This window comes from Streptomyces sp. NPDC036764 (assembly GCF_055609385.1).
Genome location: NZ_JBVJPT010000001.1, coordinates 223,687 through 248,921, shown reverse-complemented (window position 1 = coordinate 248,921; position 25,235 = coordinate 223,687). Strand labels below are relative to the sequence as shown.

General features: G+C 70.8%; 19 protein-coding genes and 1 pseudogene. 8 read left to right on the top strand and 12 right to left on the bottom strand.

Translation table 11 applies throughout. The features are described from left to right. Positions 1 to 8 precede the first annotated feature (8 nt). Both ACZ69Q_RS01060 and ACZ69Q_RS01055 read right to left on the bottom strand, forming a co-directional pair. Positions 9 to 3,275, bottom strand: coding sequence for a GH92 family glycosyl hydrolase (locus ACZ69Q_RS01060; protein WP_471034138.1), 3,267 nt, complete (start codon positions 3,273 to 3,275; stop codon positions 9 to 11). Positions 3,276 to 3,647: 372 nt separating this feature from the next. Next, positions 3,648 to 4,715 (bottom strand): lytic polysaccharide monooxygenase auxiliary activity family 9 protein, encoded by a 1,068-nt coding sequence (locus ACZ69Q_RS01055; RefSeq protein WP_471034135.1) that lies wholly within the window; start codon positions 4,713 to 4,715, stop codon positions 3,648 to 3,650. Positions 4,716 to 5,177: 462 nt separating this feature from the next. Between ACZ69Q_RS01055 and ACZ69Q_RS01050 the strand changes: the two genes are divergently transcribed. Next, the gene (locus ACZ69Q_RS01050; protein WP_471034132.1) at positions 5,178 to 5,657 is read left to right on the top strand and encodes a nuclear transport factor 2 family protein; all 480 of its coding nucleotides are present in this window, start codon (positions 5,178 to 5,180) and stop codon (positions 5,655 to 5,657) included. A 23-nt stretch (positions 5,658 to 5,680) separates the two neighbouring features. On the opposite strand, the gene ACZ69Q_RS01045 is transcribed toward ACZ69Q_RS01050, so the two are convergent. Further along, on the bottom strand, positions 5,681 to 6,298 hold the full coding sequence (locus ACZ69Q_RS01045) for a TetR/AcrR family transcriptional regulator (protein ID WP_471034130.1): 618 nt from the start codon (positions 6,296 to 6,298) through the stop codon (positions 5,681 to 5,683). Positions 6,299 to 6,369: 71 nt separating this feature from the next. Here ACZ69Q_RS01045 and ACZ69Q_RS01040 point away from each other — a divergent pair, with 71 nt between their 5' ends. Further along, the gene (locus ACZ69Q_RS01040; RefSeq protein WP_471034128.1) at positions 6,370 to 6,846 is read left to right on the top strand and encodes a DUF1453 domain-containing protein; all 477 of its coding nucleotides are present in this window, start codon (positions 6,370 to 6,372) and stop codon (positions 6,844 to 6,846) included. A 33-nt stretch (positions 6,847 to 6,879) separates the two neighbouring features. Here ACZ69Q_RS01040 and ACZ69Q_RS01035 read toward each other — a convergent pair whose 3' ends face one another. Next, positions 6,880 to 7,422, bottom strand: a complete 543-nt coding sequence (locus ACZ69Q_RS01035) for a GNAT family N-acetyltransferase (RefSeq protein WP_471034125.1) — start codon at positions 7,420 to 7,422, stop codon at positions 6,880 to 6,882. Positions 7,423 to 7,526: 104 nt separating this feature from the next. Continuing rightward, the gene (locus ACZ69Q_RS01030) at positions 7,527 to 7,901 is read right to left on the bottom strand and encodes a VOC family protein (RefSeq protein WP_471034122.1); all 375 of its coding nucleotides are present in this window, start codon (positions 7,899 to 7,901) and stop codon (positions 7,527 to 7,529) included. 156 nt (positions 7,902 to 8,057) lie between these two features. Between ACZ69Q_RS01030 and ACZ69Q_RS01025 the strand changes: the two genes are divergently transcribed. Beyond that, entirely contained in the window at positions 8,058 to 8,549 is a 492-nt protein-coding gene (locus tag ACZ69Q_RS01025; RefSeq protein ID WP_471034119.1) for a GNAT family N-acetyltransferase, read from the top strand. A 91-nt stretch (positions 8,550 to 8,640) separates the two neighbouring features. On the opposite strand, the gene ACZ69Q_RS01020 is transcribed toward ACZ69Q_RS01025, so the two are convergent. From ACZ69Q_RS01020 to acnA, 3 genes are all read right to left on the bottom strand, one after another. Continuing rightward, positions 8,641 to 10,137, bottom strand: coding sequence for a HAMP domain-containing sensor histidine kinase (locus ACZ69Q_RS01020; protein WP_471034116.1), 1,497 nt, complete (start codon positions 10,135 to 10,137; stop codon positions 8,641 to 8,643). Then, positions 10,134 to 10,313, bottom strand: a complete 180-nt coding sequence (locus tag ACZ69Q_RS01015) for a hypothetical protein (RefSeq protein WP_471034112.1) — start codon at positions 10,311 to 10,313, stop codon at positions 10,134 to 10,136. Before ACZ69Q_RS01015 ends, ACZ69Q_RS01020 begins: the two co-directional genes overlap by 4 nt. 146 nt (positions 10,314 to 10,459) lie before the next feature. Then, positions 10,460 to 13,174, bottom strand: coding sequence for an aconitate hydratase AcnA (gene acnA / locus ACZ69Q_RS01010; RefSeq protein ID WP_471034108.1), 2,715 nt, complete (start codon positions 13,172 to 13,174; stop codon positions 10,460 to 10,462). A 367-nt stretch (positions 13,175 to 13,541) separates the two neighbouring features. Here acnA and argG point away from each other — a divergent pair, with 367 nt between their 5' ends. The 3 genes from argG to ACZ69Q_RS00995 all read left to right on the top strand — a co-directional run bounded on the left by argG (position 13,542) and on the right by ACZ69Q_RS00995 (position 16,933). Beyond that, positions 13,542 to 14,996 (top strand): argininosuccinate synthase, encoded by a 1,455-nt coding sequence (argG, locus tag ACZ69Q_RS01005; protein ID WP_471034106.1) that lies wholly within the window; start codon positions 13,542 to 13,544, stop codon positions 14,994 to 14,996. A gap of 144 nt (positions 14,997 to 15,140) precedes the next feature. Then, on the top strand, positions 15,141 to 15,338 hold the full coding sequence (locus ACZ69Q_RS01000; RefSeq protein WP_093747609.1) for a DUF4236 domain-containing protein: 198 nt from the start codon (positions 15,141 to 15,143) through the stop codon (positions 15,336 to 15,338). A 65-nt stretch (positions 15,339 to 15,403) separates the two neighbouring features. Beyond that, positions 15,404 to 16,933, top strand: coding sequence for a helix-turn-helix domain-containing protein (locus ACZ69Q_RS00995; protein WP_471034103.1), 1,530 nt, complete (start codon positions 15,404 to 15,406; stop codon positions 16,931 to 16,933). Positions 16,934 to 17,182: 249 nt separating this feature from the next. On the opposite strand, the gene ACZ69Q_RS00990 is transcribed toward ACZ69Q_RS00995, so the two are convergent. Genes ACZ69Q_RS00990 through ACZ69Q_RS00980 form a run of 3 tightly spaced genes read right to left on the bottom strand, consistent with a single transcriptional unit; the run spans position 17,183 to position 20,873 of the window. Beyond that, positions 17,183 to 18,184: a VOC family protein gene (locus ACZ69Q_RS00990; protein WP_471034101.1), complete on the bottom strand. Its 1,002-nt coding sequence runs from the start codon at positions 18,182 to 18,184 to the stop codon at positions 17,183 to 17,185. Further along, on the bottom strand, positions 18,181 to 19,053 hold the full coding sequence (locus ACZ69Q_RS00985) for an alpha/beta fold hydrolase (protein ID WP_471034098.1): 873 nt from the start codon (positions 19,051 to 19,053) through the stop codon (positions 18,181 to 18,183). Before ACZ69Q_RS00985 ends, ACZ69Q_RS00990 begins: the two co-directional genes overlap by 4 nt. Beyond that, entirely contained in the window at positions 19,050 to 20,873 is a 1,824-nt protein-coding gene (locus ACZ69Q_RS00980) for a bifunctional 3-(3-hydroxy-phenyl)propionate/3-hydroxycinnamic acid hydroxylase (RefSeq protein ID WP_471034094.1), read from the bottom strand. Before ACZ69Q_RS00980 ends, ACZ69Q_RS00985 begins: the two co-directional genes overlap by 4 nt. Before the next feature lie 152 nt (positions 20,874 to 21,025). Between ACZ69Q_RS00980 and ACZ69Q_RS00975 the strand changes: the two are divergent. Beyond that, a pseudogene (locus ACZ69Q_RS00975) lies at positions 21,026 to 21,649 on the top strand (TetR/AcrR family transcriptional regulator); the annotation flags it as partial. 200 nt (positions 21,650 to 21,849) lie between these two features. Then, complete coding sequence (locus ACZ69Q_RS00970; protein WP_471034091.1) at positions 21,850 to 22,899, top strand: amidohydrolase family protein; 1,050 nt, start codon at positions 21,850 to 21,852, stop codon at positions 22,897 to 22,899. Between the two features lie 135 nt (positions 22,900 to 23,034). Here ACZ69Q_RS00970 and ACZ69Q_RS00965 read toward each other — a convergent pair whose 3' ends face one another. After that, complete coding sequence (locus ACZ69Q_RS00965; protein WP_471034087.1) at positions 23,035 to 25,227, bottom strand: ATP-binding SpoIIE family protein phosphatase; 2,193 nt, start codon at positions 25,225 to 25,227, stop codon at positions 23,035 to 23,037. Positions 25,228 to 25,235: the final 8 nt, after the last annotated feature.

Below are 25,235 nucleotides of genomic sequence, written 5' to 3'. Positions count from 1 at the left end.
GTCGGCGGTCAGTCCACGGCCAGCGTGAACACGTGCAGGTCGGTGTCGTCGGGCAGCTTCACCCGGGCGATCGTCCGGCCGGCCGGCGCCGTGAACGGCTTGGTGGCGAAGACGTAGGTGTCGACCGGGTCCCGGTCCGCGCCCGCCACGTTCCGGTAGGCCGCCCTGGCGACGACCTCGTTGCCGTACTGGACGGTGCCGGCGCCGCCGCCGACGGTCCAGTCGGTGAAGGCGAGGTCGATCGTGTCGGTGCCGCCGTCGGTGTAGGTGACGGTGGCCTTGGACTGCTGGTTGCCGTTGACGCCGCTGCCGAGGAAGGACAACCGGCTCGCAGGAGCGGCGAGTTCGATGCTCTGGCCCGCTGCCGAGACGTTGTCCGGGCGGCCGTTCGGCGAGTCGGGCCAGGTGAAGGCGAGGCCGCCCACGGTGTCCTGCTCGCCCGGCGTCAGACCGGCGCCGGCGAGGGCCTGGCGGGAGTAGCTCCAGCCGCCCCCGTCGAAGTCGGCCTCGTCGTGGTCGCCGGCGTCGTCGGAGATGCCGGTGCTGTTGTAGGCGGCGAGGAGGGTGCCCGGCGCCGCGACGGTCAGGGACACGGGCTGGGCGTAAGAGGTGTCGCCCGAGGTCACGGTAACCTCGACGGCGTAGAAGCCCTGTCTCGTGCCCTCGGCGGAGGTCAGCGTGATCTCCTGCGAGCCGTCGGTCACCGTGCCCTCGGCGGGCGTCGCGGTGATCCCGTCGGGCGTGTCGACCCGGAAGCGCACGTCGGGTCCCTCTCCCCCGCTCATCGACAGGGCGCGGATGCCGACCTCGGTGCTTCCGCCCGGCGCGACGGTCGCCGTGGTCGGGCCGACGCCGATCTGGTACGGCTGCTCGCCCGCCCGGAAGGACGGCGGCGCCTCGGCCGCTCCCCAGTTGGCATCGGGCGTGGCGGACAGGGTGTAGTCCAGCCGGCCGCCGTCGCGCACGAAGGAAGCCGGGAGCCAAGGGCGTTCGCCGGTACGGCCGTTGACCTTCAGGGAGTGGACGTACGGGGCGTTGGCGGCAGCCCCCTCCGCGCGCACGGAGATGTCGCCGCCGCCCGGGCGGTCGATCTCGACGCGCGGGAACAGCGGAGAGGCGAGGACCAGTTCGGCGCGGGACGGCACCTGGGGGTACATGCCGAGCGCGGAGAAGACGTACCAGGACGACATGGCACCGAGATCGTCGTTGCCGGGGATGCCGCCGGGCTCGGTGGACCACAGGGCACGCATCGCCGCGCGGACCGTCTCCTGCGTCTTGTACGGGGCGCCCGCGTAGGCGTACAGGTAGGGCACGTTGATGGACGGCTCGTTGTCCAGCTCGGACTTGTCGCCGCCGCTGCCGGTGAAGGCCCAGCCGCCGTCGGCGTCGTGGAAGAAGGTGTCGAGGCGCTTCACGGCCGCGTCACGGCCACCCATGGCGGCGAAGAGTCCCGCTGGGTTGTGCTGGACCATCCAGGTGTACTGGGCCGCCGTCCCCTCCACGAACCCGTTGCCGGTGGCCGGGGTGAAGCCGGTGACCCAGCTCCCGTCGGCCTTGCGGTTGGCGATGTAGCCGCCGGTCTGCGTGGCGGCGACGTTGAAGTTGTTCTGCCACCACTGGGAGCGAGAGGCAAAAGTCTTCGCCGTGCCCTGCTGCCCGGCCTCGGCGGCGAGCTGGGAGAGGGCGAAGTCGGCGCCGGACATCTCCAGCGTCTCGGCGGCGCCGCCCCACGCGTTCGACACCGACGGCATGTACCGGTGCTTCAAGTACTTGTCCAGGGAGGGCCGTTGCCCGACGGACAGCACCGGCTTCCCGGCCGGCGACAGGTCCTTGTCGGTGGGGACGGTCGCCGCCTTCACCAGCGACCGCAGCGCCCCGCGCAGGTCGAAGTCCGTGCCGCCGAAGGCGCGGATGCCGGCCAGCGCGATGGGCGAGGGGTCACCGTTCATGACGTGCGTGCCGCTCGCGCCGTGCAACCAGCGGTCCCAGACACCGCCGTTCTGCTCCGCCAGCTCGTACAGCGACTGGGCGATGTCCGAGCCGACACGTGGATCGAGGAGCGTGAGGAGCTGCACTTGGCCGCGGTAGACGTCCCAGCCGGAGAAGGTGCCGTACTGGGCGTCGTGGCCGCGGCGTACGACGTGGACCCGACCGTCGGAGCCCCGGTAGCCGCGGTCGGCGTCACTGATGACGTTCGGGTGGAGGAGGGCGTGGTAGAGCGCGGTGTAGAAGGTGGTGCGCTCGGCGTCGGTGCCGCCGCCGACCCGGATCGCGGACAGGCGGTCGCGCCAGGCACGGCGTGCCGCGTCCGCCACGGCGTCGAAGGAGCGGTGCGGCGGGTTCTCCGCGGCGAGGTTGGCCTCGGCGCCGGCCTGGCTGACGTAGGAGATGCCGACCTTGACGTTCACCGGTCCGGTGCCGGGCGCGAACTCGACGTATCCGCCGGCGCCCTTGCCCGCGACGGGCCGCCCGCCGCCGCTGAACCCGCCCGTGCCGCCGCTCGCGGCGGTGGACCCCGGGTCTAGCTGCTCGTCCTTCCAGGTGCCGGTCGCCTTGAAAGCGCGGTCGAAGCGAGCGGTGAAGTGGACGGTGTAGTAGGAGCGTTGGCCTTCCGGGTCGAGGTAGCCGCAGAAGTTGCCGGAGGTGACGGACCCCGAGATCGTCCGCTTCACCGGGTCGATCCGGACCGTCGAATCGGTCGAGCCCACCTCGGAGTTGGCGCTGCGGACGAGCAGTGAGGCGGGCTTGTCGGCCGGGAAGGTGAAACGCGCCGAGCCGGTACGGGCGGTGGCGGCGAGGTCGGCGGTGACGCCGGACGCGAGGCGGACCCGGTAGCGGCCGGGCTCGGCGGTCTCGTCGGCGTGGCTGAAGTCGGAGGCGTAGACGGCGTCCTTGGTGTCGCTCGCGGGCGACGAGGTGACCTCACCGGCGTACGGGAAGAACGGGATGTCACCGCTGCCGCCCGCGCATCCGGTGCCGGACATGTGGGTCAGGCTGAAGCCGCGGATGCGGGTGGCGTCGTAGTGATAACCGCCGGGCGCGGCGGTGCGAGTGGCGTCGCCTCTGGTGTTCTCGGGGCTGAAGGACAGCATGCCGAACGGGGTGACGGCCCCCGGGAAGACATTGCCGCCGTTCTTGGTGCCGATCAGTGGATCGACGTACGAGGTCGGGTCCTTGACCAGATCCGGGGGTGCTGTCGGCGCCGCGAGGGCGGGGGTGACGCTGCCGACCGCGAGCACGGCGGCCAGCAGCAGGGACATGGGACGGAAACGCATGACGCGGCCCCTCCTCCTTCGGACGGGTCGCGCACCACAGGTCGCACAAGCCGCAGGGACAGTAGCGTGTGTCACCGGTACCACGGAAGGGCGCGTTCCGAGGCGGGGCGCGAGTGGCCGTCACCTGGATGGGCCAGCCGATCGGCCGGATCCGCGGGATGCCGAAGGTCACTTGACGTCCAACTGGCTTGACATCGTTGTCCGTTGAAGCGGTAGAGTCATGCGGCAGACCATTCGACAACGTTGTCGCACCGCAACCTCGCACAAGCCACTCACCCACCGGACGGTCCCACTTCCCCCCCTCGGGCTCGTCCGGCTCGCGGACCCGGTGGACGGCCACTCACGCCCACCGGGTCCGCCCGGAGCGACGGTTCAGCCCACTCGGCAGGGCAGCGCCGTCGTACTGTCGCCGCCGGATCCGGTGACGACATAGCCGAAGGTCGCACTCTCCCCCGGATCGAGGGAGCCGTTCCAGTCGGCGTTGTGGACCATCACGTCCTGGCCGGTGTAGGTGGCGTTGCCGCTCCAGAGGCTGTCGACCTTCTGGCCGGCCGGGAGCGTCCAGTCGACCATCCAGCCGAGCATCGGGACGTCGCCGGTGTTGGTGACGGTCACCTCGGACTGGTAGCCGCCGGACCAACTGCCGGTCGTACGGCGGGTCGCGGAGCACTCACCGGGCACCGGGTCGGTCGGGTTGCCGGGCTCCTTGATGCCGGTCACCTCGCCGTGGCCGCCGTCGAAGACGATGTCGGAGCAGGAGTAGAAGGTCTCGGCACTGTCCGAGCGCTGCCAGACCATGTAGACGATGTGGCGGCCGGACTTGTCGTCAGGCAGCTTTCCGGTCCAGGAGTAGTTGGCCTCGACCGTGCCCGGGGAGCCGTTCAGCGGCGGGTGGTCGACGCTGAGGAAGGGCTGGGCCTCCATGTCGTTCCAGGTGAGGGGGCGGGTCGGGTCGAAGCCGTCCTTGGTGATGTAGACGTGGAACCAACCCGGGTGTGCCGCCCAGGCGTTGTAGGAGAAGTCGACGGTCGCGCCCGAGGTGAGGTGGGTGAGCGGCCAGTCTTTGCTGGGTGTGTTGAAGCCGGTGAAGTTGGTGTTGCCGCCGCTGCACAACTCGCCGTCGGGCACGAAGCCACGAGTGCGGCCGGCGCCGTCGGAGCGCAGCACGGAGAACCAGTTGTAGAACGGGGTTGTGCCGCTGACCTGCTGGGCCGCCTTGCAGGCCGGGTTGACGGGCTTGATCTCGCCGGTGTCGGTGAGTCCGTCCTGCCAGCAGAGGAAGGTGCGGCTGCCGGGCTTCATGGGGGTGCCGTGGGCCTCCGCCTTGCCGCCGGTGGTCATGACGAGGGTGACGGCGGGAATGGTCGCGAGCAGGGAGATCAGGACGAGGAAGAGGGCCCTGGTGCGGGTGGGGAGGGTTAATCGGCGGGGTGGGGGCATGGGGGTGATCGGGTGTGGGGTTGAGGTTGCGTTTACGCCTGCGCTACTTGTCAGGATCATGACAGTCGAGCTCCGTTCCTTCAGGTACGGGCCTTGAGACTGCTTGCATGGGGAGGGGAGAGCGTGCGGGGTGCGGTTGCGGGTGAGCGCGGGGCGGGAGCAGTCCCGGGGTGGCGGGTTCCGGTCCGCCGCCTATGGGAGCGCTCCCACCCCGTCTGTTGCGGAAGGTAGCGCCGTGAGGCGTGGTTGTAAACGCCTCACGCGAGCGTCTTGTCGGTTGCCCGGTCGCGGACGGTGAACAGAAACTGTCCGGGCGGTCACGCTCGGAGTCGAATGACTGTGGCCGCGCGGCAGCCGTGACTGTGACCGGTCGGCCGTGGCGATCGATCCATATGCCCGGCCGGTTGGGCCGGGGCGGACGCGTTGACCTCAAGTGCGCTTGAGGGGGGGGAGTCTTCCACCATGGACAGCGAAGAGATGCGGCGACAGTCGCAGGCCCTGACCGACCGCGCCGAGATCACCGACCTCATGGACCGTTACCTGCGTTCTCTGGACGACGGAGTCTTCGACGAGGAGTGGGCTCGCGCGTTCCACACCGAAGACGTCACCGCGGAGATGCCCGTCGGCACCGTCCACGGCCGCGATGCCCTGCCGGCCCATATCCGGCGAGGAATGGCACTGTTCGACCGAACCGTGCATCTGGGCACCAACGCCGTCATCGAGATCGACGGTGACCAGGCCACTGCCCGTGGCGCCCTGTTGGGCACCCACGTCCTGGCAGACGGTTCGGACAGCGTGTTCGTCTCTGCCGGCCATGCCGACACCGGACCCGCCAGGACGGCCGACGGCTGGCGGATCTCCGCCTCAACACTGCAGGTGGTGTGGACCCAGGGCTCTCCTCCGCAGCCGCCGGACGAAATCACCCCGGCCCGCGCGGCCTAGGGCGGGCACGCGTTGGCCGGAGGTCAGTTGCCGGCTTTGAGGGCGTCCAGGTGTCGCCGCAGTACCTTCCGGAGCAGCTTCGGCGGATAGCGGTCCGGCAGCAGCGTCGCCTGAAGGGTGAGTCCGTCGAGGAGGGCGGCCAGGCGCGTGCTTTCCAGTTCGAGGTCCGTGCCGGCCGGCAGCCCGCCGACGCACTGGGCTTCGTGCAGCACGCGCACCATCAGGGTGTGCAGGTCGGCCTGCATCTCGGCTGCGCAGGGCCGCAGTTGGGGGCGGGTGTGTGCTGCGGCGGCGAAGGCGAGCCAGAGTTCGGCCTCCTGGCGGCGGGCCTCGTCCAGGGGGAGGAACTCGGCCAGGAGCTCTTCTGTTGCGACCCGGCGGTCGATGCCGCCGTCGGGAGCCAGGAGCCGCTCGGCGTGGGTGCGGATGCGGTCGCCGATGCGCCGGCTCAGCTCCCTCATCGTGAAGGTCATCAACTCGTCGTGGTCGGCGAAGTAGTGGCGGACCGAGCCGATGGCGAGTCCGGCTTCATCGGCGACGTTGCGCAGTGACGCATGCTCCAGCCCATGCCGGGCGACGACGGACAGGACGGCCTGCGCCACCGCCCTGCGGCGGGCCACGGGATCGACGATCTTTGGCACATGGCCGTTATAGCACGACTGAGCTAACATCGTTTTAGCTCAGTCGTGCCATAAAGATGGGTGGTATCTGCGTGAACCCCTGGCTGCTCGCCGCGATCGTCGCGGTGGTCGTGATCGCGGTCGTGATCAAGCGGATGATCGGTGAACCGGTCAATGCGAGGGACCTCTTCGCGGCCCCCGCGATCCTGACCGGGATCGGCGTCCTGTCCCTCGTCAAGATGACGGATCTGACCGGCACCGACCTCACCTGGGTCGTCACGGGCGCCGTCCTCGGCGCGGCACTCGGCGCACTGCGCGGCGCCACCGTTCAACTCGTCGACAGGGGAGGCGTCCTGTGGCAGCGGTACACGGCCCGCACCTTCCTCGCCGTGATCGGCACCCTGGCGGTCTCGGTCGGCTTCGGCGTCCTGGCGGTGAAGATGGGCATGCACGAGAACGCACGCCCCCTCCAGCTCTCCATCGGCATGAGCTTCCTCGGCGAGTCCCTCATGGTCGGCCGCCGCGGCCTGGCCTCGGGCATCCCGTTCGCCCCGGCACGTGCCCGCTGAGTCAGTGCCGTACCCGTGCCCGAACTGTGGTTCCTAGCCCTTCGAGTCCTGCTTCCAGTCCCGGGCAAGGAGCCCCAGCAGCACCTCGTCCAGGAACTCGCCCATCACCCAGGCCGAAGAGCGCAGCACGCCCTCGCGGACGAAGCCGTTGCGCTCGGCGGAGCGCAGCATCGCGGTGTTGTCCGACAGCGTCTCGATCTGCAGCCGCTGCAGGCCGCGCACGACGAAGCCGTAGTGGCACAGCACCGCGACCACGTCGGTGCCGTAGCCCTGGCCCCGTGCGGACGGCAGGAGTCCCAGCCCGATGTGCGCGGACCGGTTGTGGTTGTCGATGCCCCACAGCGTCGCGGTGCCGACCAGCGTGCCGCCGTCCAGCTCCACCACGGAGAACGGGACGTGCCCTTGTTCCTTGTCGTCCACCACGAGCCGCGGATCCTTCGAGCCGGGGGTGATCGGCCGCCACGGCCCGCCTTCGGCCCGCGAGGAGTTGACCACGTCGTCGTAGAGCTCCGCCCGCAGGACCGGTATGTCGTCCTCGTGCCGGGCCCTCAGCCCGACCTTGTTGCCCTTCAGCATGCAGGCTTCCTATCCGACCGGGCCGGGCTGCGGCAAACGAATAGGACTCGAGGTCAGCCGGCGTAGCGGCGGTGGCCATGGAGTCGGGCAGCCGGCCGATGAATTCAGTGGACGCAGAGGCAGAACGGGTGGCCGGCCGGGTCCGCGTAGACCCGCCAGTTGGCCTCCGGGCGGAGCTGGTCCGTCCGCTCCAGCAGGGTCGCGCCGAGGGCGAGCGCCCGCTTCTCCTCTGCGTCGAGGTCGTCCACGTCGAAGTCCAGGTGGAGCTGCTGCGGGCGCTTCTGGCCCGGCCATTCGGGCGGTTGGTAGCCGTCCACCCGCTGGCAGGCCAGCGGTGTCCCCTCGAACCCGTGCACCTCGATCCAGTCGGGATCCTCAGGGTCCACGACCACCCGGCCGCCGAGCAGATCCGCGTAGAACTCGGCGAGCCGTACCGGGTCGGCACAGTCCAGCGCGACCGATTGCAGCTTTCGGATCACTTGCGGCACTCCTCGATCATCGGCCGTTTCCCACCAACTCCCCGAACTGAGCTCCCGGAAACTTTCCCCTCCCCCGGTCGCACGCGGAGCCGCCCTGTCCACCGCGCCTGTCAAAACCAGTTGGTGACGGCCTCACACCCCGGCTATACGGGTCTCATGACCTCCTGGCACCTGGCTCCCGAACCCTTCGACACAGCGGACGCGACCGGCCTGCGCCGCGACTACTACGACGAGGTCGCCAGCCGCTACTGGAAGCGGCCCGCGACCTCCGAGGAGATCGACGAGGGCCTGGCCGGTGACGGCGCGGAACTGCTCACCCCGCCCACGGGGCAGTTCATCGTGGGCCGTTTCGACGGCGAGGCCGCCGCCTGCGGCGGGCTGCTGATGCTGGATTCCGGGCGCGCCGAGCTCACCCGCGTGTACATACGCCCGGCTTTCCGCGGCAAGAAGGGCGCCGGCCTCCTGATGGAGATGCTGGAGGACGAGGCCCGGCTGCTCGGTGCCTCCCGGATGGTCCTCAACACCCGCCTCGACCTGATCGAGGCCCGCTCGCTCTACGCACGCCACGGCTACCGCGAGATCCCGGCGTACCGCACGGGTCCGTATGTGGAGATCTGTTACGACAAGGAACTCGTCCGGGCCGACTGATCGGAGCGCTCACGAGTCCCGGGTGTCCCCCCTTCTGCCCGAGCCTCGCGACACGGCCGGGGGCCACCGGGCCGCCGGCGTCGGTGAAGTCTCAGACGCGCTGCGCCGCCGTCGCCGCGTCCGGGGACCGTACCGCCGGAAGCGTCACCGCGAGGGGCAGTCGTACGGTGAACTCCGTGCGGCCCGGTTCGCTCTCGACCTCGATGTGCCCGCCGTGCGCCGACACGATCGCCGCCACGATGGCGAGGCCAAGCCCGGATCCGCCGTCGTGCGGGCCCCTTCGGGTGCGGGAGGCATCGGCGCGGGTGAAGCGGTCGAAGACCGTCGGGACCAGCGCGGGCGGCATGCCCGGGCCGTCGTCACGGACGCGTACGACGCACCGGTCGCCCCCTGCCTCCACGACCGCAAAGACCCTCGTGCCCGCGGGCGTGTGCACCCGTGCGTTGGCCAGCAGGTTGGCCACCACCTGGTGCAGTCGTGCCGGGTCGCCGAGGACCAACGGCACGTCGTCCAGGCGGAGTTCGAGCTGCCAGTCGTGTCCGGTCCCGGCGGCCCGCGCGTCCCACACGGCTTCCGCGACCAGGGCCGCCACATCCACCTCGGCGGACTGGAGGGGCCGTCCCTCGTCCAGGTGTGCCAGCAGCAACAGATCCTCCACCAGGCCCGTCATGCGCGCCGACTCCGCCGAGACGCGGCGCCAGGCGAGCAACGGCTCGACGCGGCCGGTGCCCCGGTTCATGAGTTCGGCGTAGCCCGTGATCGAGGCGAGCGGGGTGCGCAGTTCGTGGCCGGCGTCGGCGAGGAAGCGGCGCATGCGTTCCTCGGTGCGCCGGCGTGCCGTGTGCGAGGACTCGACGTGGTCGATCATGCGGTTGAGAGCGGCGCCGACCTGGCCTGCCTCGCTGGCGGGGTCGATGTCCCCGGCCTGGACGCGGGTGAGGCCGGGGACCTCGCCGTGGTCGAGCGGAGCGCGGGAGACCTCGGCCGCGGTGGCGGCGACCCGGCCCAGGGGCCGTAGCTGGCGTCGTACGACCACGGCGCACAGGCCGCCCGCGACGGCCAGGCCGGCCGTCGCGACGACCACCTCGACCACGACCATGCCGCTGATCATGTGCTGTACCTCGTCCATCGGAAGCCCTGCGAGGACGCGGATCCCGTCGCTCTCGGCGACGGTGACCCGGTAGGCGCCGAGGCCGGGGACGGTCGCGGTGTGCGTCGCAGCGTCGGTTCCCACGCCCGCGAGGGCTCCGCGCTGGGCGTCGGTGAGGGCGCCGGGCGGGGCGTCCTGGCGTACGACCCCGGCGGTGAGGATGTCGCCGTCGGCGTCGAGCCGGGCGGCGAGCATGCCGGTCGGGTGTCCGCTCTCCATGAGGAAGCTCAGGTGTTCCGCCTGCTCGGGGTGGAGCCGCGCCGCGCCCAGGCTGCGCTCGGCGGCGTTGCGGACCCGGTCGTCCAGGTTGCCCAGCAGATAGGCGCGTTGGACGAACATGGTGGTCAGCGCCATCGCGGCGCACACGGCGACGAGGGTCAGGCCGATGAACACGACCAGGCGGGTGCGCAGGGAGCGAAGGCGCCGCCGGGCGCTCATCTGCCGTCCTCCACCGGCATGATGGAGCAGCCGAGTCCGCGCACCGTGCGGATCCTCCACCGGGTCGGCGCCGCCGTCGGAGGACGCGCGCCGCGCACGGTCGAGGTGAGCGCGGGCTCGTCGCCGTCGGTGAGCACACGGACGCGCCCGTTTCGGAACCCTGTGGTGCCGGTCATGTCCCGATCCTGTCCCCGCAGGCTGAGGGAACCCTGTGTTCCGGCTGAGCTCAGGCGATGTGACGGGACGAAAGCGGCGAGGGCCGCATCCCCGGTGATCGGGGATGCGGCCCTCAACTGCCGTGCCGTACCGCTTGCTTGACCGCCTACTTGCGGATCAGGCTGCGCAGCACGTACTGCATGATGCCGCCGTTGCGGTAGTAGTCGGCCTCACCGGGGGTGTCGATGCGGACGACCGCGTCGAACTCGACGCCCGTGTCGGTGGTGACCTTGACCGTGCTCGGGGTGGTGCCGTTGTTCAGCTCGGTCACGCCGGTGATGGAGAAGGTCTCCTCGCCGGTCAGGCCGAGCGAGTCGGCGTTCTGGCCGGCCGGGAACTGCAGCGGCAGGACGCCCATGCCGATGAGGTTCGAGCGGTGGATGCGCTCGTACGACTCGGTGATGACGGCCTTGACGCCGAGGAGGGCCGTGCCCTTGGCCGCCCAGTCGCGGGACGAGCCGGAGCCGTACTCCTTGCCGCCCAGGATGACCAGCGGGATGCCGGCGGCCTGGTAGTTCTGCGAGGCGTCGTAGATGAAGCCCACCGGGCCGTCGGCCTGGGTGAAGTCGCGGGTGTAGCCGCCCTCGGTGCCCGGCGCGATCTGGTTGCGCAGGCGGATGTTGGCGAACGTGCCGCGGATCATGACCTCGTGGTTGCCTCGGCGCGAGCCGTAGGAGTTGAAGTCACGACGCTCCACACCGTGCTCGGTGAGGTACTTGCCGGCCGGGGTGTCGGCCTTGATGGCGCCGGCGGGCGAGATGTGGTCGGTGGTGACCGAGTCGCCCAGCTTGGCCAGGACGCGGGCACCGGCGATGTCGGAGACCGGGGTGGTCTCCATCGTCATGCCCTCGAAGTACGGGGGCTTGCGGACGTACGTCGACTCCGCGTCCCACTCGAAGGTGTTGCCGGTCGGGATCGGCAGGGCCTGCCACTGGGCGTCGCCCGCGAAGACGTCCTGGTAGGACTTGTTGAACATGTCCTCGCCGATGGCGTTCGCCACGACGTCGTTGACCTCGGCCTCGGAGGGCCAGATGTCGGCCAGGAAGACCGGCTTGCCCTCCTGGTCCACACCGAGGGCGTCGCGCGTGATGTCCACCTTCATGGAGCCCGCGAGGGCGTACGCGACGACCAGCGGCGGGGAGGCCAGGTAGTTCATCTTGACGTCGGGGTTGATACGGCCCTCGAAGTTCCGGTTGCCGGAGAGGACCGAGGTGACCGCGAGGTCGTGGTCGTTGACGGCCTTGGAGACCTCCTCCGGCAGCGGGCCGGAGTTGCCGATGCAGGTGGTGCAGCCGTAGCCGACGAGGTTGAAGCCGACCTTGTCGAGGTACGGGGTCAGACCCGCCTTGTCGAAGTAGTCGGTGACGACCTTCGAGCCCGGGGCGAGGGTGGTCTTGACCCACGGCTTGCGGGTCAGGCCCTTCTCCACGGCCTTCTTCGCGACGAGGGCGGCCGCCACCATCACGTACGGGTTCGAGGTGTTGGTGCAGGAGGTGATCGCGGCGACGGTGACGGCGCCGTGGTCGATCTCGTACGTCGAGCCGTCGGGGGCGGTCACGGTGACCGGGTTCGACGGGACGCCGTTGGAGACGGCCGGGGCGTCGGAGGCCGGGAAGGACTCCTTGCCCGCCTCGGAGTCGTCCGAGACGTAGTTGCGCACGTCCTGGGCGAACTGCTGCGAGGCGTTGGCGAGGACGATGCGGTCCTGCGGGCGCTTCGGACCGGCGATCGAGGGCACGACCGTCGACAGGTCCAGCTCGAGCTTCTCGGAGAAGTCGGGCTCGGCGGCCGGGTCCAGCCAGAGACCCTGCTCCTTGGCGTACGCCTCGACGAGCGCGAGCTGCTGGGCGTCGCGGCCCGTCAGCTTCAGGTACTTGATGGTCTCGTCGTCGATCGGGAAGATCGCGGCGGTGGAACCGAACTCCGGCGACATGTTGCCGATGGTGGCGCGGTTCGCGAGGGAGGTGGCGGCCACACCCTCGCCGTAGAACTCGACGAACTTGCCGACAACGCCGTGCTTGCGCAGCATCTCGGTGATGGTCAGCACGAGGTCGGTGGCGGTGGTGCCGGGGGTGAGCTCACCGGTCAGCTTGAAGCCGACGACGCGCGGGATGAGCATGGAGACCGGCTGGCCGAGCATGGCGGCCTCGGCCTCGATGCCGCCGACGCCCCAGCCGAGGACGCCGAGGCCGTTGACCATGGTGGTGTGCGAGTCGGTGCCGACCAGGGTGTCGGGGTAGGCCTGGCCGTTGCGGACCATGACCGTACGAGCGAGGTGCTCGATGTTCACCTGGTGGACGATGCCGGTGCCCGGCGGGACGACCTTGAAGTCGTCGAAGGCGGTCTGGCCCCAGCGCAGGAACTGGTAGCGCTCCTTGTTGCGGCCGTACTCCAGCTCGACGTTCTGCGCGAAGGCCTCGTTGGTGCCGAACTTGTCGGCGATGACGGAGTGGTCGATGACCAGCTCGGCCGGGGAGAGCGGGTTGACCTTCGCGGGGTCGCCGCCGAGCTCCTTCACGGCCTCACGCATGGTGGCGAGGTCCACGACACAGGGGACGCCGGTGAAGTCCTGCATGATCACGCGGGCCGGCGTGAACTGGATCTCCTGCGACGGCTGGGCCTGGGAGTCCCAGCCGCCGAGGGCGCGGATGTGGTCGGCGGTGATGTTCGCGCCGTCCTCGGTGCGGAGGAGGTTCTCCAGCAGCACCTTCAGGCTGTAGGGGAGGCGCGCGGCGCCTTCGACCTTGTCCAACCGGAAGATCTCGTACGACTCGTCGCCCACGCGCAGCGTGCTGCGGGCGTCGAAGCTGTTCGCCGACACGACAGTCTCCTTCATTGATGTGCGCGTACCACCACGATCCTGCCGCCACGGCATCCCGGCCGATCCGCTAAGGTAAGGCTAAGTTAGGTAGCCCTTACCGCTGGACCGGTGGTGCCGCGCGGCTGCGGTGCACCTCGGCAGATATCTCGATGTCGAGATAACTCTAGTACATGGGGCCGGGCTGGTCATGCCCGGCCTCCTTGTCGCGCGCCTTCCAACAGTGTCGTTCCGCACACCCGCCCGCGCCCCCACACCCGATCACCCCGCCACACGCGCCCGGACCTGCCATTTCCCGCACTCCGGCAGCGTTCACACGCCTTCACGGAAGGGCTTTGCATGATCATGCGTCATGATGCATACTCTTCCTATGTCCAAGGTCCTCACCTCCCTGCCCACCGGCGAGCGCGTCGGCATCGCCTTCTCGGGCGGTCTCGACACCTCGGTCGCGGTCGCCTGGATGCGCGACAAGGGCGCCGTCCCGTGCACCTACACCGCTGACATCGGCCAGTACGACGAGCCCGACATCGCCTCGGTGCCCGGCCGCGCCAAGGCCTACGGCGCCGAGGTCGCGCGCCTGGTCGACTGCCGCGCCGCCCTCGTCGAGGAGGGCCTGGCCGCGCTGACGTGCGGCGCGTTCCACATCCGCTCCGGCGGGCGGGCGTACTTCAACACCACGCCGCTGGGCCGTGCCGTCACCGGCACGCTGCTGGTGCGCGCGATGCTCGAGGACAACGTCCAGATCTGGGGCGACGGCTCGACCTTCAAGGGCAACGACATCGAGCGGTTCTACCGCTACGGCCTGCTCGCCAACCCGAACCTGCGGATCTACAAGCCCTGGCTGGACGCGGACTTCGTGACCGAACTCGGCGGCCGCAAGGAGATGTCGGAGTGGCTGCTCACCCACGGGCTGCCCTACCGGGACTCCACGGAGAAGGCGTACTCCACGGACGCCAACATCTGGGGCGCCACCCACGAGGCCAAGACCCTGGAGCACCTGGACACCGGCGTCGAGACCGTCGAGCCGATCATGGGCGTGAAGTTCTGGGACCAGTCCATCGAGATCGCCCCCGAGGACGTGACGATCGGCTTCGAGCAGGGCCGGCCGGTCACCGTCAACGGCAAGGAGTTCGCCTCCCCCGTCGACCTGGTGATGGAGGCCAACGCCATCGGCGGCCGCCACGGCCTCGGCATGTCGGACCAGATCGAGAACCGGATCATCGAGGCCAAGAGCCGCGGCATCTACGAGGCGCCGGGCATGGCCCTGCTGCACGCCGCGTACGAGCGCCTGGTCAACGCGATCCACAACGAGGACACCCTCGCCCAGTACCACAACGAGGGCCGGCGTCTGGGCCGTCTGATGTACGAGGGCCGCTGGCTGGACCCGCAGGCGCTGATGATCCGCGAGTCGCTCCAGCGGTGGGTCGGCGCGGCCGTCACCGGCGAGGTGACGCTGCGGCTGCGGCGCGGCGAGGACTACTCGATCCTCGACACGACCGGACCGGCGTTCAGCTACCACCCGGACAAGCTCTCCATGGAGCGCACCGAGGACTCGGCGTTCGGCCCGGTGGACCGGATCGGCCAGCTCACCATGCGAAACCTCGACATCGCCGACTCCCGCGCCAAGCTGGAGCAGTACGTCGGCCTCGGCCTGATCGGCACCGGCAGCCCCACCGTCGGTGCCTCCCAGGCGGCCGCGACCGGCCTGATCGGCACCATGCCGGAGCTGCCCGAGGGCGGCGCCGAGGCCATCGCCTCCCGCGGCGAGGTCTCCGAGGAGGACGCGCTCCTGGACCGCGCCGCGATGGAGTCCGGCACGGACTGACCGGCCGAACAGAGGACGGACCACCGCAAGGGCCGGCTCGACGCCATGAGCGTCGAGCCGGCCCTTCCGGCTTTCCGACATGCCATCAGTTCGCCGTTTCGGGGTAACCGAGGGACACGCACTCGACTCCGAAGGGAGGCACTCGTGCCCCTCACATTCCGCAAGAGCTTCCGGATCCTTCCGGGAGTGCGGCTGAACATCAACCGACGCTCCTGGTCCATCACCACGGGCGGCAGGAACGGTCCGCGACACACCCACAGCAGCACCGGACGTCGTACGACATCGATGGATTTGCCCGGACCTTTCGGGTGGCGTCGCACCCGTACCGCCAGGCGGCGGTGACGGCACGTCACCCGAATGGCCCCCCTACGAATGTGCCATCTCATATCTGAGATAACCTCAACCTCATGGCAGACGATTACCTCGTACGCATCGGCAGGCTCATCCGTGACGCCCGGCAGCACCGTGGCTGGACACAGGCGCAGCTTGCCGAGGCGCTCGGCACCTCCCAGAGCGCCGTCAATCGCATCGAGCGCGGCAACCAGAACATCAGCCTTGAGATGATCGCCCGAATCGGTGAAGCCCTGGACAGCGAGATCGTGTCGCTGGGTTACGCCGGTCCGATGCATCTGAGGGTTGTCGGCGGACGTCGGCTGTCCGGTTCGATCGACGTCAAGACCAGCAAGAACGCCTGCGTGGCCCTGCTGTGCGCCTCGCTGCTCAACAAGGGGCGCACGGTGCTGCGCCGGGTCGCCCGGATCGAGGAGGTGTACCGCCTGCTGGAGGTGCTCAACTCCATCGGCGTGCGCACCCGTTGGGTCAACGACGGCGTCGACCTGGAGATCGTGCCGCCGGCCGAGCTGGACATGGGAGCGATCGACGCCGAGGCCGCCGTACGCACCCGCTCCATCATCATGTTCCTCGGCCCGCTGCTGCACCGCATGAACCACTTCAAGCTGCCGTACGCCGGCGGCTGCGACCTCGGTACGCGGACCATCGAGCCGCACATGATCGCGCTGCGCCGCTTCGGCCTGGACGTCGCTGCGACCGAGGGCCAGTACCACGCCGTGGTGGACCGCGGCGTACGCCCCGACCGGCCGATCGTGCTGACCGAGCGCGGCGACACCGTGACCGAGAACGCGCTGCTGGCCGCCGCCCGGCACGACGGCGTCACGGTCATCCGCAACGCGTCGTCCAACTACATGGTCCAGGACCTCTGTTTCTTCCTGGAGGCGCTCGGCGTCCGGGTCGAGGGCATCGGCACGACGACGCTCACGGTGCACGGCGTACCGAACATCGACGTGGACGTCGACTACTCCCCCTCCGAGGACCCGGTCGAGGCGATGAGCCTGCTGGCCGCGGCGGTGGTGACGGAGTCGGAACTGACGGTGCGTCGCGTTCCCATCGAGTTCCTGGAGATCGAGCTGGCGGTCCTCGAGGAGATGGGCCTCGACCACGACCGCACGCCCGAGTACTTCGCGGACAACGGCCGCACCCGGCTGGTGGACCTCACCGTCCGGCCCTCCAAGCTGGAGGCGCCGATCGACAAGATCCACCCGATGCCGTTCCCGGGCCTGAACATCGACAACGTCCCGTTCTTCGCGGCCATCGCCGCCGTCGCGTCGGGCAAGACCCTGATCCACGACTGGGTCTACGACAACCGCGCGATCTACCTCACCGACCTCAACCGCCTCGGCGGCCGCCTTCAGTTGCTGGACCCGCACCGCGTCCTGGTCGAGGGCCCGACCCGCTGGCGAGCCGCCGAGATGATGTGCCCGCCCGCGCTGCGGCCGGCCGTGGTCGTGCTGCTGGCGATGATGGCGGCGGAGGGCACCTCCGTACTGCGGAACGTGTATGTCATCAACCGGGGTTACGAGGATCTGGCCGAGCGCCTGAACTCCATCGGGGCGCAGATCGAGATCTTCCGGGACATCTGACCCGGGCGGGCCGAGTCGGGCCTTGCGGCGCGGTCCCGGCGTGCGGGAGTCGGGGCCGTGTGGGTTAAGCTTGGTCCTGAGCTGGTCGCCGCAAGTCCGGGTGGCTGGTGTTGCGTTGGTGGTCCAAGGAAAGACGCCCCACTTCCTGTGGGGAGATGCAGGTGCAAGGCCTGCCCGGCGCTCGATCACGGGCCCGTTCGCGCAGTGCGCGGACGGGCTCGTTGCGTTTCCCGGCCGTGGTTCGCCGGGTCAGTCGTCGGGGATGCCGGTGCCGCTGAGGGCGGGGACCGTCTGTTCGGGGCGGGCGAGGGAGCGGGCGCCGAGGCGGAACCGCTCGAGCTTGTCGACGATGGTCTGCCCGACGGGGGTGTGGCCCCAGACGCTGATGCCCTGGTGGGTGCTGGGCTGCCAGGTGGTCTCGTCGATGACGACGGGGTTCCAGCCGACCTCCCACTCGAAGCCCGAGGGGGTGCGGGCGTAGTACGAGAGTTCCTTGTCGTTGGTGTGCTGTCCGACCGACAGGGCCATGCCGAAGCCGAGTTCGTGCACGCGCTGGTAGCTGCGGGCGACGTCGTCGAGGGAGGCGGCCTGGATGTTGAGGTGCTGGACGCGGGTGCGAACGGGGTCGATGGGCAGGCCACGGACGGCGGCGACGGCGATGGAGTGGTGGCGTTCGTTGACGCGCAGGAAGCGGATCCTGAGCTTGACGCCGCTGATCGTCTCGTCGATGTAGTCGGTGAGGCGGGCGTCGAAGACGGTGTTGAAGTAGCCGCGCATCAGGGCGGGCTTGGCGGAGGTGATGGCGACATGGCCCATGCCCGAGTCGCCCGTGACCCAACCGGACGCGAGCATGTTCAGGGGCCGCGGCGAGATCACCGGCGTGGTGTAGATCTCCTGGGTGATGCCCTTGGGGCCGGGGAAGCGCAGCAGGCGTTCGACGCCGCGCATCCTCGCCTCCTCGGCGGACCCTTGCACGACGGGGACACCATGGGCACGGATGCGGGCCTCGATCTGTTCGAAGGACGCGTGGTCGTCGATGTGCCAACCGGTCGCCACGACGTCCTCGGCGGGCCCGCGCCGCAGCAGGAAGCGGCACTCCTGCTCATCGAGGCGGAAGCGCATCAGGCCGGTGTCGAGGTCGTCGTGGTGCATGCCGATGGCGTCGGTGCCGAAGCGGCGCCAGTCCGCGAAGCGGTTGGTCTCGATGACGACGTAGCCCAGGTGTACCGCGCCGAAGACGTTCGTGTTCATCGGCGGCCCGCCAGGAAGTCGGCGCAGATCCGGTTGAACAGCTCGGCGCGTTCGAACTGCACCCAGTGCCCGGTGTTGGCGACCTCGTACAGATCGCAGTCGGGCATGCGGTCCGCCAGCATCCGGCCGCCGGAGGGGCGGTTGACCTTGTCGGCCGCACCCCACAGCACCAGGGTCGGCACGGGCAGGCGGGCGAGACGGGCGTCGCGGGTGAAGTCCATCCGCCACAGCGTGCGCAGCGCGTTCGGGCCGGACGGGCGGCGCAGCGGCGGGGCGGCGATCACCTCCGGGTCGATGCTGTCGTGGTAGCGCGCGTCGATGACGCTGTCGGGGACGTCGGCGGCGTTGAAGACGAGGTAGGTGCGGATGAACTTCTCCAGCTTCGGCCGCGAAGGGCCGTCCCCGGAGTAGTAGTCGAGCAGGCTGTTGAGGCCGGAGGTCGGCAGCGCGCGGGTGGTGCCGACGCCGCCGGGGCCCATCAGGACCATACGGCCGACCCGGTCGGGGGTGTCCAGGGCGAGGCGCAGGGCGCAGGCACCGCCGTAGGAGTTGCCGACCAGGTGGGCCTGGTCCAGGCCGAGTTCGTCGAGCAGGCCGCGGATGCCGGCGGCGAGGTGGCCGAAGGGGTCGGCGCCGTCCACACCCTTGGTGCTGCGGCCGTAGCCGGGCAGGTCGGGGACGATGACCCGGTGGTCCTTGGCCAGGGCGGCGATGTTGCGGGCGTAGTTGGAGACGCCGGAGGCACCGGGGCCGCCGCCGTGCAGCAGCAGTACGGGCGGGCCTTCGCCGGTCTCCGCGACGAAGATCTTCTTGCCCAGGACGTCGACCAGCGACTCGTGCATCGGCGGCGGTGGGGTGGGGGTGCTCATGGCGTTCCTTGGGGTGCGGGCCAGGTGGGCGCGGGGGGCGCTGCGGTTTCGGCGGTCCCCGAGCTTCCGGCGGTCCCGGCAGTTCCGGCGGCCCCGGCGGTCGTGCGAGGGGTCGGGGCGAATCCGTTCGGGGGCGGTGGGAGCGGGACGCCGGCGGGGGCGGCCGCGTAGACGTAGGCATCGGGGCGCAGGGCGAGGGTGGTGGCGCGGTGGCGGGTCATCCAGGCCCGCAGCACGCCGTCGCAGTCGACGACCGCGCCCTCGGCCGGACGTGAGCCGGCCGGCAGGACGGTGAGCGAGGGGACGCCGCAGCGCTCCCACGCGGGCTGCGTGCTCGGCGCCGCGCCGTGCAGGAGCAGCCAGCGACCGCCGAGCACGTCGTCCAGGCGGACCCGGGTGCCGTCGGGGGTGGTGACCCAGGGTTGGGGGATCTGGTGGCCGGGGGCCGTGGTGCGGGAGGCACGGGTACGGGCGGTGATGCCGGAGGCCCTGGTGCGGGAGGCACGGGTACGGGCGGTGATGCCGGAGGCCCTGGTGCGGGAGGCACGGGTACGGGCGGTGATGCCGGAGGCCCTGGTGCGGGGGTGGGCCTTAAAGCCGTCGGCGTAGTGGGCGACGGGGATCCAGTTGGAGTCCTGGAGCCAGCCGCCGAAGCCCGGTATCCGGTTCAGGTGCGGGAGCACGGAGTCGCGGACACGGGTGACCGCGAGCCGCCGTTCGGTGATGATTCGGCCGACGAACACCGCCCGCCCGGTGACCTCCTTGACGTGCGGTTTGCGCTCCGCCTCGTAGCTGTCGAGCACCGACTCGGGCAGTTCCCCGCGCAGCACGGAGTCGAGCTTCCAGCACAGGTTCGCCACGTCGCGCACCCCGGCGGCCATGCCCTGGCCGATCCACGGCGGCATCGCGTGGGCGGCGTCACCGGCGAGGAAGACCCGGCCCACCCGGAAACGGGCGGCGAAGCGGACGTGGTGGCTGTAGACGGTGGCGCGCAGGATCTCGATCTGGTCGGGGCCGATCCCGTACCGGGACACCATCGCGTGGATCGCCTCGTCGGTCGTCAGATGCCGCTCGTCGTCGCCGGGCAGGATCGGGAACTCCCAGCGGTGGTGTCCGAGAGGTGTCGGGCAGTCGACCGCGGGGCGGGCCGGGTCGCAGCGGAAGCGCAGCTTGTCGTGGTCGGGCCACGGCTTGAGCATCCTGGTGTCGATGACGACCCAGCGGTCCTCGTACGTCCGTCCCTCGTAGCCCACGTTGAGCTGTGCTCGGGTGAGGCTGGAGCCGCCGTCGGCCGCGATGACGTAGCGGGCGCGCAGTCGTCGTACGGAGTCGTCGGCGGTGCCCACGACGGTCAGTTCCACTCCGTCGGCGTCCTGGCGCAGCCGTAGGCACTCGTGCCGCAGCCACACCTCGACGCCTCGGTAGCGGTCGACTCCGTCGCGCAGGACCTGCTCCAGCGCGGGCTGGTAGAGGAACATCTGCGGCGGGTGGCCGTGGCCGCGCGGCGTGGGGTGCGCGCTGAGGAAGGTGCGGCCGCGCGCGTCGACGAAGTCGAGCGGCCGGTCGGCGAGCATGTCCTGCTTCAGCCGGTCGGCCAGGCCGACGCGCTGCCAGATCCGGATGACCTCCTCGTCGGTGGAGATCGCCCGGGCCCGGGAGTAGATCTCGGCGTCGCGTTCCAGGACGACGACCCGCAGGCCCGCCGCGCCCAGCAGATTCGCGGCGGTCACCCCCGTGGGGCCGTACCCGATCACCGCCACGTCGTACGCGGCGTCGCCGTCCCCGTCGTCGGCTCCGGCCCCGGTGCTGATCTCACTCATCAGGCCACCTCACTGTCCCTGTCGCGGCTCTTCGCAGCTCGTCACGGCTCGTCACGGCTGTTGCTGTAGCGTTCATTCCAATTGGAATGGACGCTACGGTAAGCTCGGTGTCAGGGGCGGTCAAGTGCCGGAACGACGGGAAGGGCACCCTCATGACCAGGCCACGGACGGCCCGCAGAAAGCGTGCGAACGGCGTGGAGTCGCGGCAGCGCATCCTCGACGCCGCCGTCGAGATCGCGGGCGAGCGCGGCTACGAGGGCACGTCGATCGCGGCGGTCAGCGCCAAGTGCGGGCTGCCCGCGAGCTCGATCTACTGGCACTTCGACGGCAAGGACGACCTGATCGCCGCGGTCATCGAGCGCAGCTTCGCGGCCTGGCTGACGGCCGTCGAACTGCCCGGCGAGGCGACCGGAACCCCGCTGGAGCGGGTGACGGCGATGGCGGCGAACGTGGCGAAGTCACTGGTCGACGCGCCGGACTTCCTGCGCCTGGGACTGATGCTCGCCCTGGAGCGGCGCCCCGCCGAGCCCCGCGGGCGGACGGTGTTCCTCCAGGTCCGCGACATCTCCCGGCACCGGATCACGGACATGATCCGCGCCCTGTTCCCGTCCCTGGACGAGGACGTCGTCCGCACGCTGACGGCCTACGCCATGGCCGGCGCCGACGGCCTGTTCGTGCACCGTGAGATCGGCGGCGACCGCGTCGACCTGGCGGCGATGTTCGAGCTGCACGCGCGGCTCGTGTACGAGGCCGCCGCCCGCGCTGCGGCCGGGAGCGGCCCTGGGGCACCGCATGCCCCTGACCCGCGCACGGCGCGAGGAGGCCGGCCGGACGACGCGCGAGGCCGAGCGCCACGCGGCGGCGCCGATCGACCCGCGTCCGCCCCGCTGCCGGGCTTCGTCGGCCGTCAGCCGGCGGCACACACACCGAGGCCGTCTTACGCCCACTCCCCCGTCAACGCCGAAGGGCCGCACCGATGACCACCGCACCCCGCCGGATCGACGTCCACCAGCACCTCGTCCCGCCCCACTACCGCGATGCCCTCGCCAAGCACGGCATCGTCGAGGCGGGGGGCCGTGCCCTGCCCGACTGGAGCCCCGGGGCGGCTCTGGAGCAAATGGACCTGCTGGGCACCGAGACGGCGATCCTGTCCGTGTCCACCCCCGGCACCGGGTTCCTCGGCGATCCGGGCGAGGCAGCCGACCTGGCTCGGCGGCTCAACGACTTCTCCGCCGCTCTCACGGCCGAACACCCGGCCCGCTTCGGCTGGTTCGCCACGGTGCCCATGCCCGACGTCGCCGCGTCGGCCCGGGAGGCCGAGCGGGCGCTGGGCGAACTGGGCGCCGACGGCGTCACCCTGCTCGCCAACAACCAGGGCTCCTATCTGGGCGCCGAGGGGCAGGACGCCCTGTGGCGCGTCCTCGACGAGCACGGCGGTGTCGTCCTCGTCCACCCGGCCGACCTCCCCGCGCCCACCGTCGAGGGCATCCCGCCGTTCGCGGCGGACTTCCTCCTCGACACCACCCGTGCCGCCTACCTGCTGGTCCGCAGCGGCGTCCCGCGCCGCCACCCGAACATCCGGTTCGTCCTCAGCCACGGCGGCGGCTTCGTGCCGTACGCCTCCCATCGCATGGCCGTCGCCATCGCCGCCGACATCGGGCGCAGTCCGCGCGACGTCCTGGAGGACTTCCGGGGCTTCTACTTCGACACCGCGCTGTCCTCCAGCCCGGCCGCCCTGCCCACGCTGCTCGCGTTCGCCCGGCCCGGTCACGTCCTGTTCGGCAGCGACTGGCCGTTCGCGCCGGCCGCGGCGGGTCAGTACTTCGCCAACGGGCTCGACGACGGCGTCGACCCCGGCGCCCTCGCGGCGATCAACCGCACCAACGCCGAGAGACTCTTCCCCCGTCTGGCCCAGGGCACCCCGGCGCCGACTGCGTCCCGGCCGGTCCCGGTACGGCTGCGCCAGTCCGCGCAGCGCGCCGGCGCCCGGCTGTTCTTCAAGCTCGTGCAGCCCGGCGCCAGATGACGGTGTGAGCCTGTCCGCATCGTCCCTGAATGACGTAGTGAACCTGTCCGCATCGCCCCTGAATGACGTAGTGAACCTGTCCGCATCGCCCCTGATCGCCGCGTCCTCGGGGCGGCGCTGTTCCGCGGGCCCGGCCTACTCGAAGGCCAGGTCCGCGAACTCCGTCGTCTCGCTCAGTTCGGCCCAGACCGTCTTGCCGCGCCGGGCGTGGCGGGTGCCCCACTGCCCGGCGAACTGCGCGACCAGCAGCAGACCGCGCCCGCCCTCGTCGAAGACCCGGGCCCGGCGCAGATGCGGGGTGGTGCTGCTGGCGTCGGAGACCTCGCACAGGAGGGAGCGGTCATGGATCAGGCGCAGCCGGATCGGGGAACTGCCGTAGCGGATGGCGTTGGTGACCAGCTCGCTGACCACCAGCTCGGCGACGAAGGCGAGTTCTCCGAGCCCCCAGTCGGCCAGCTTCCGGGACACGTCCGAACGCGCTCGCGCGACGACCGCCGGGTCGGCCTCCAACTCCCAGGTGGCGACCCGGTCGGCGCCGAGGGCCCGGGTGCGCGCGAGGAGCAGGGCGACGTCGTCGTCCGGCCGGGAGGGCAGCAGGGCCTCCAGCACGGTGTCGCAGGCCGCTTCCAGGGAGGGGGTCGGCCGCGCGAGGATCTGCCGCAGCGTCGCGAGGCCGGCGTCGATGTCGGGGGGGTGGGCGCCGGGAGCGGAGGAGCGTTCCCCGGTCGGCTTCGCGGGGGCGCGCGCCTCGATCAGACCGTCGGTGCACAGGGCGATCAGGCTGCCCTCGGGCAGGTCGACCTCCACGGTCTCGAACGGCAGGCCGCCCCGGCCGAGCTGCGGGCCGGCGGGCAGTTCCACGACGTCCGCCGTGCCGTCACGGACCACCACGGCCGGCGGCACATGCCCCGCGCGGGCCAGGGTGCAACAGCACGAGACGGGGTCGTAGACGGCGTAGAGGCAGGTGGCGCCGTTGTCCCGGCCGACGTCCGCCTCGGGGTCGGCGTCCCGGTCCGTGCATGCCTCGGTGGCCAGGCGCATGACGACGTCGTCGAGGTGGGTGAGGAGTTCGTCGGGCGGCAGATCGATGTCGGCCAGAGTGCGTACGGCGGTCCGCAGCCGGCCCATGGTGGCGGCGGCGCGGATGCCGTGACCGACGACGTCGCCCACCACGAGGGCCACCCTCGCGCCGGACAGCGGGATGACGTCGTACCAGTCGCCGCCCACCCCGGCCTCGGAGCCGGCCGGCAGATAGCGGTAGGCGACGTCCACGGCCGACTGCTGCGGCGCCTCCCGGGGCAGCAGGCTGCGCTGGAGGGTGACGGCGGTGGCGCGGGCGTGGGTGTAGCGGCGGGCGTTGTCGACGGCGACCGCCGCCCGCGCGGCGATCTCCTGGGCGAGGAGCAGATCCTCGTCGTCGTAGGGCTGGACGGTGCCGTAGCGGTGGAACTCGGCGACGCCCAGCGTGGTGCCCCGGGCGCGCAGCGGCACGACCAGGGTCGAGTGGGCCCGCGGGACGCCCGGCGCGCTGCCGTGCTGCTGCCGGCTGGGCCGCCCGCTGCTCAGGGCGTCCGCGCACGGCGACCCCTCCGGGCAGGTGTGGAGCTGCTGCGGCTCGATCGGCGGTTCCGCCACGGGCCCGTCCGCATTCGGTCCCTTGGCCATCCGGCGCAGCATCAGCGGGCCCTCCCGCGCGGTGTTCCGTCCGCGCAGCACGGCCTCGAGCAGGTCGACGGTGACCAGGTCGGCGAACTGCTCGGAGGCGAAGTCCGCCAGCTCCTGGGTGGTGCGGGCGATGTCCAGGGTGGTGCCGATGCACTTGCTGGCCTCGTTCACCATCGCCGACCGCCACCGAAACCGCTGGTCCCGCTCCTCCTGGAACGCCATGACGCCCTGCTCCGACAACCGGTCCACATAGGTGGTCGACATCAGCATCAGCTCCCGCGCCGCCGCGCCGACCTGCTCGACGTCGTCGCTCAGCAGGAGCAGCTCCGCGAGCAGCCGGTCGTTGACGATGCCCTGCGCCAGTCGGAAGGCCCGCAGCGTCACGCTCACGGGTGCGCCGCGCCGGGCCAGTGCCCGCGTGCGATCCACGCCGGCGGGGGGCGGCTCGATCCGGTCCGGAGGGATGCCGTTGCGAAGCCCGTACAGAGCGGCGTCGATGTGCTCGGCGACGTTCTCGGAGGCCATCCGGGCCGCCTCCGGGTCCTCCCACAGCACCGGCAGTTCGCGCCGCAGGCGCTGTTCCACGTCGGCGGCGAGCTCGTCCGTTCGCAGGCCGAGCTGCTGCGCGGCGCGCTCCAGAAGACGGCCGACCGTGGGCTCCACACTCACGA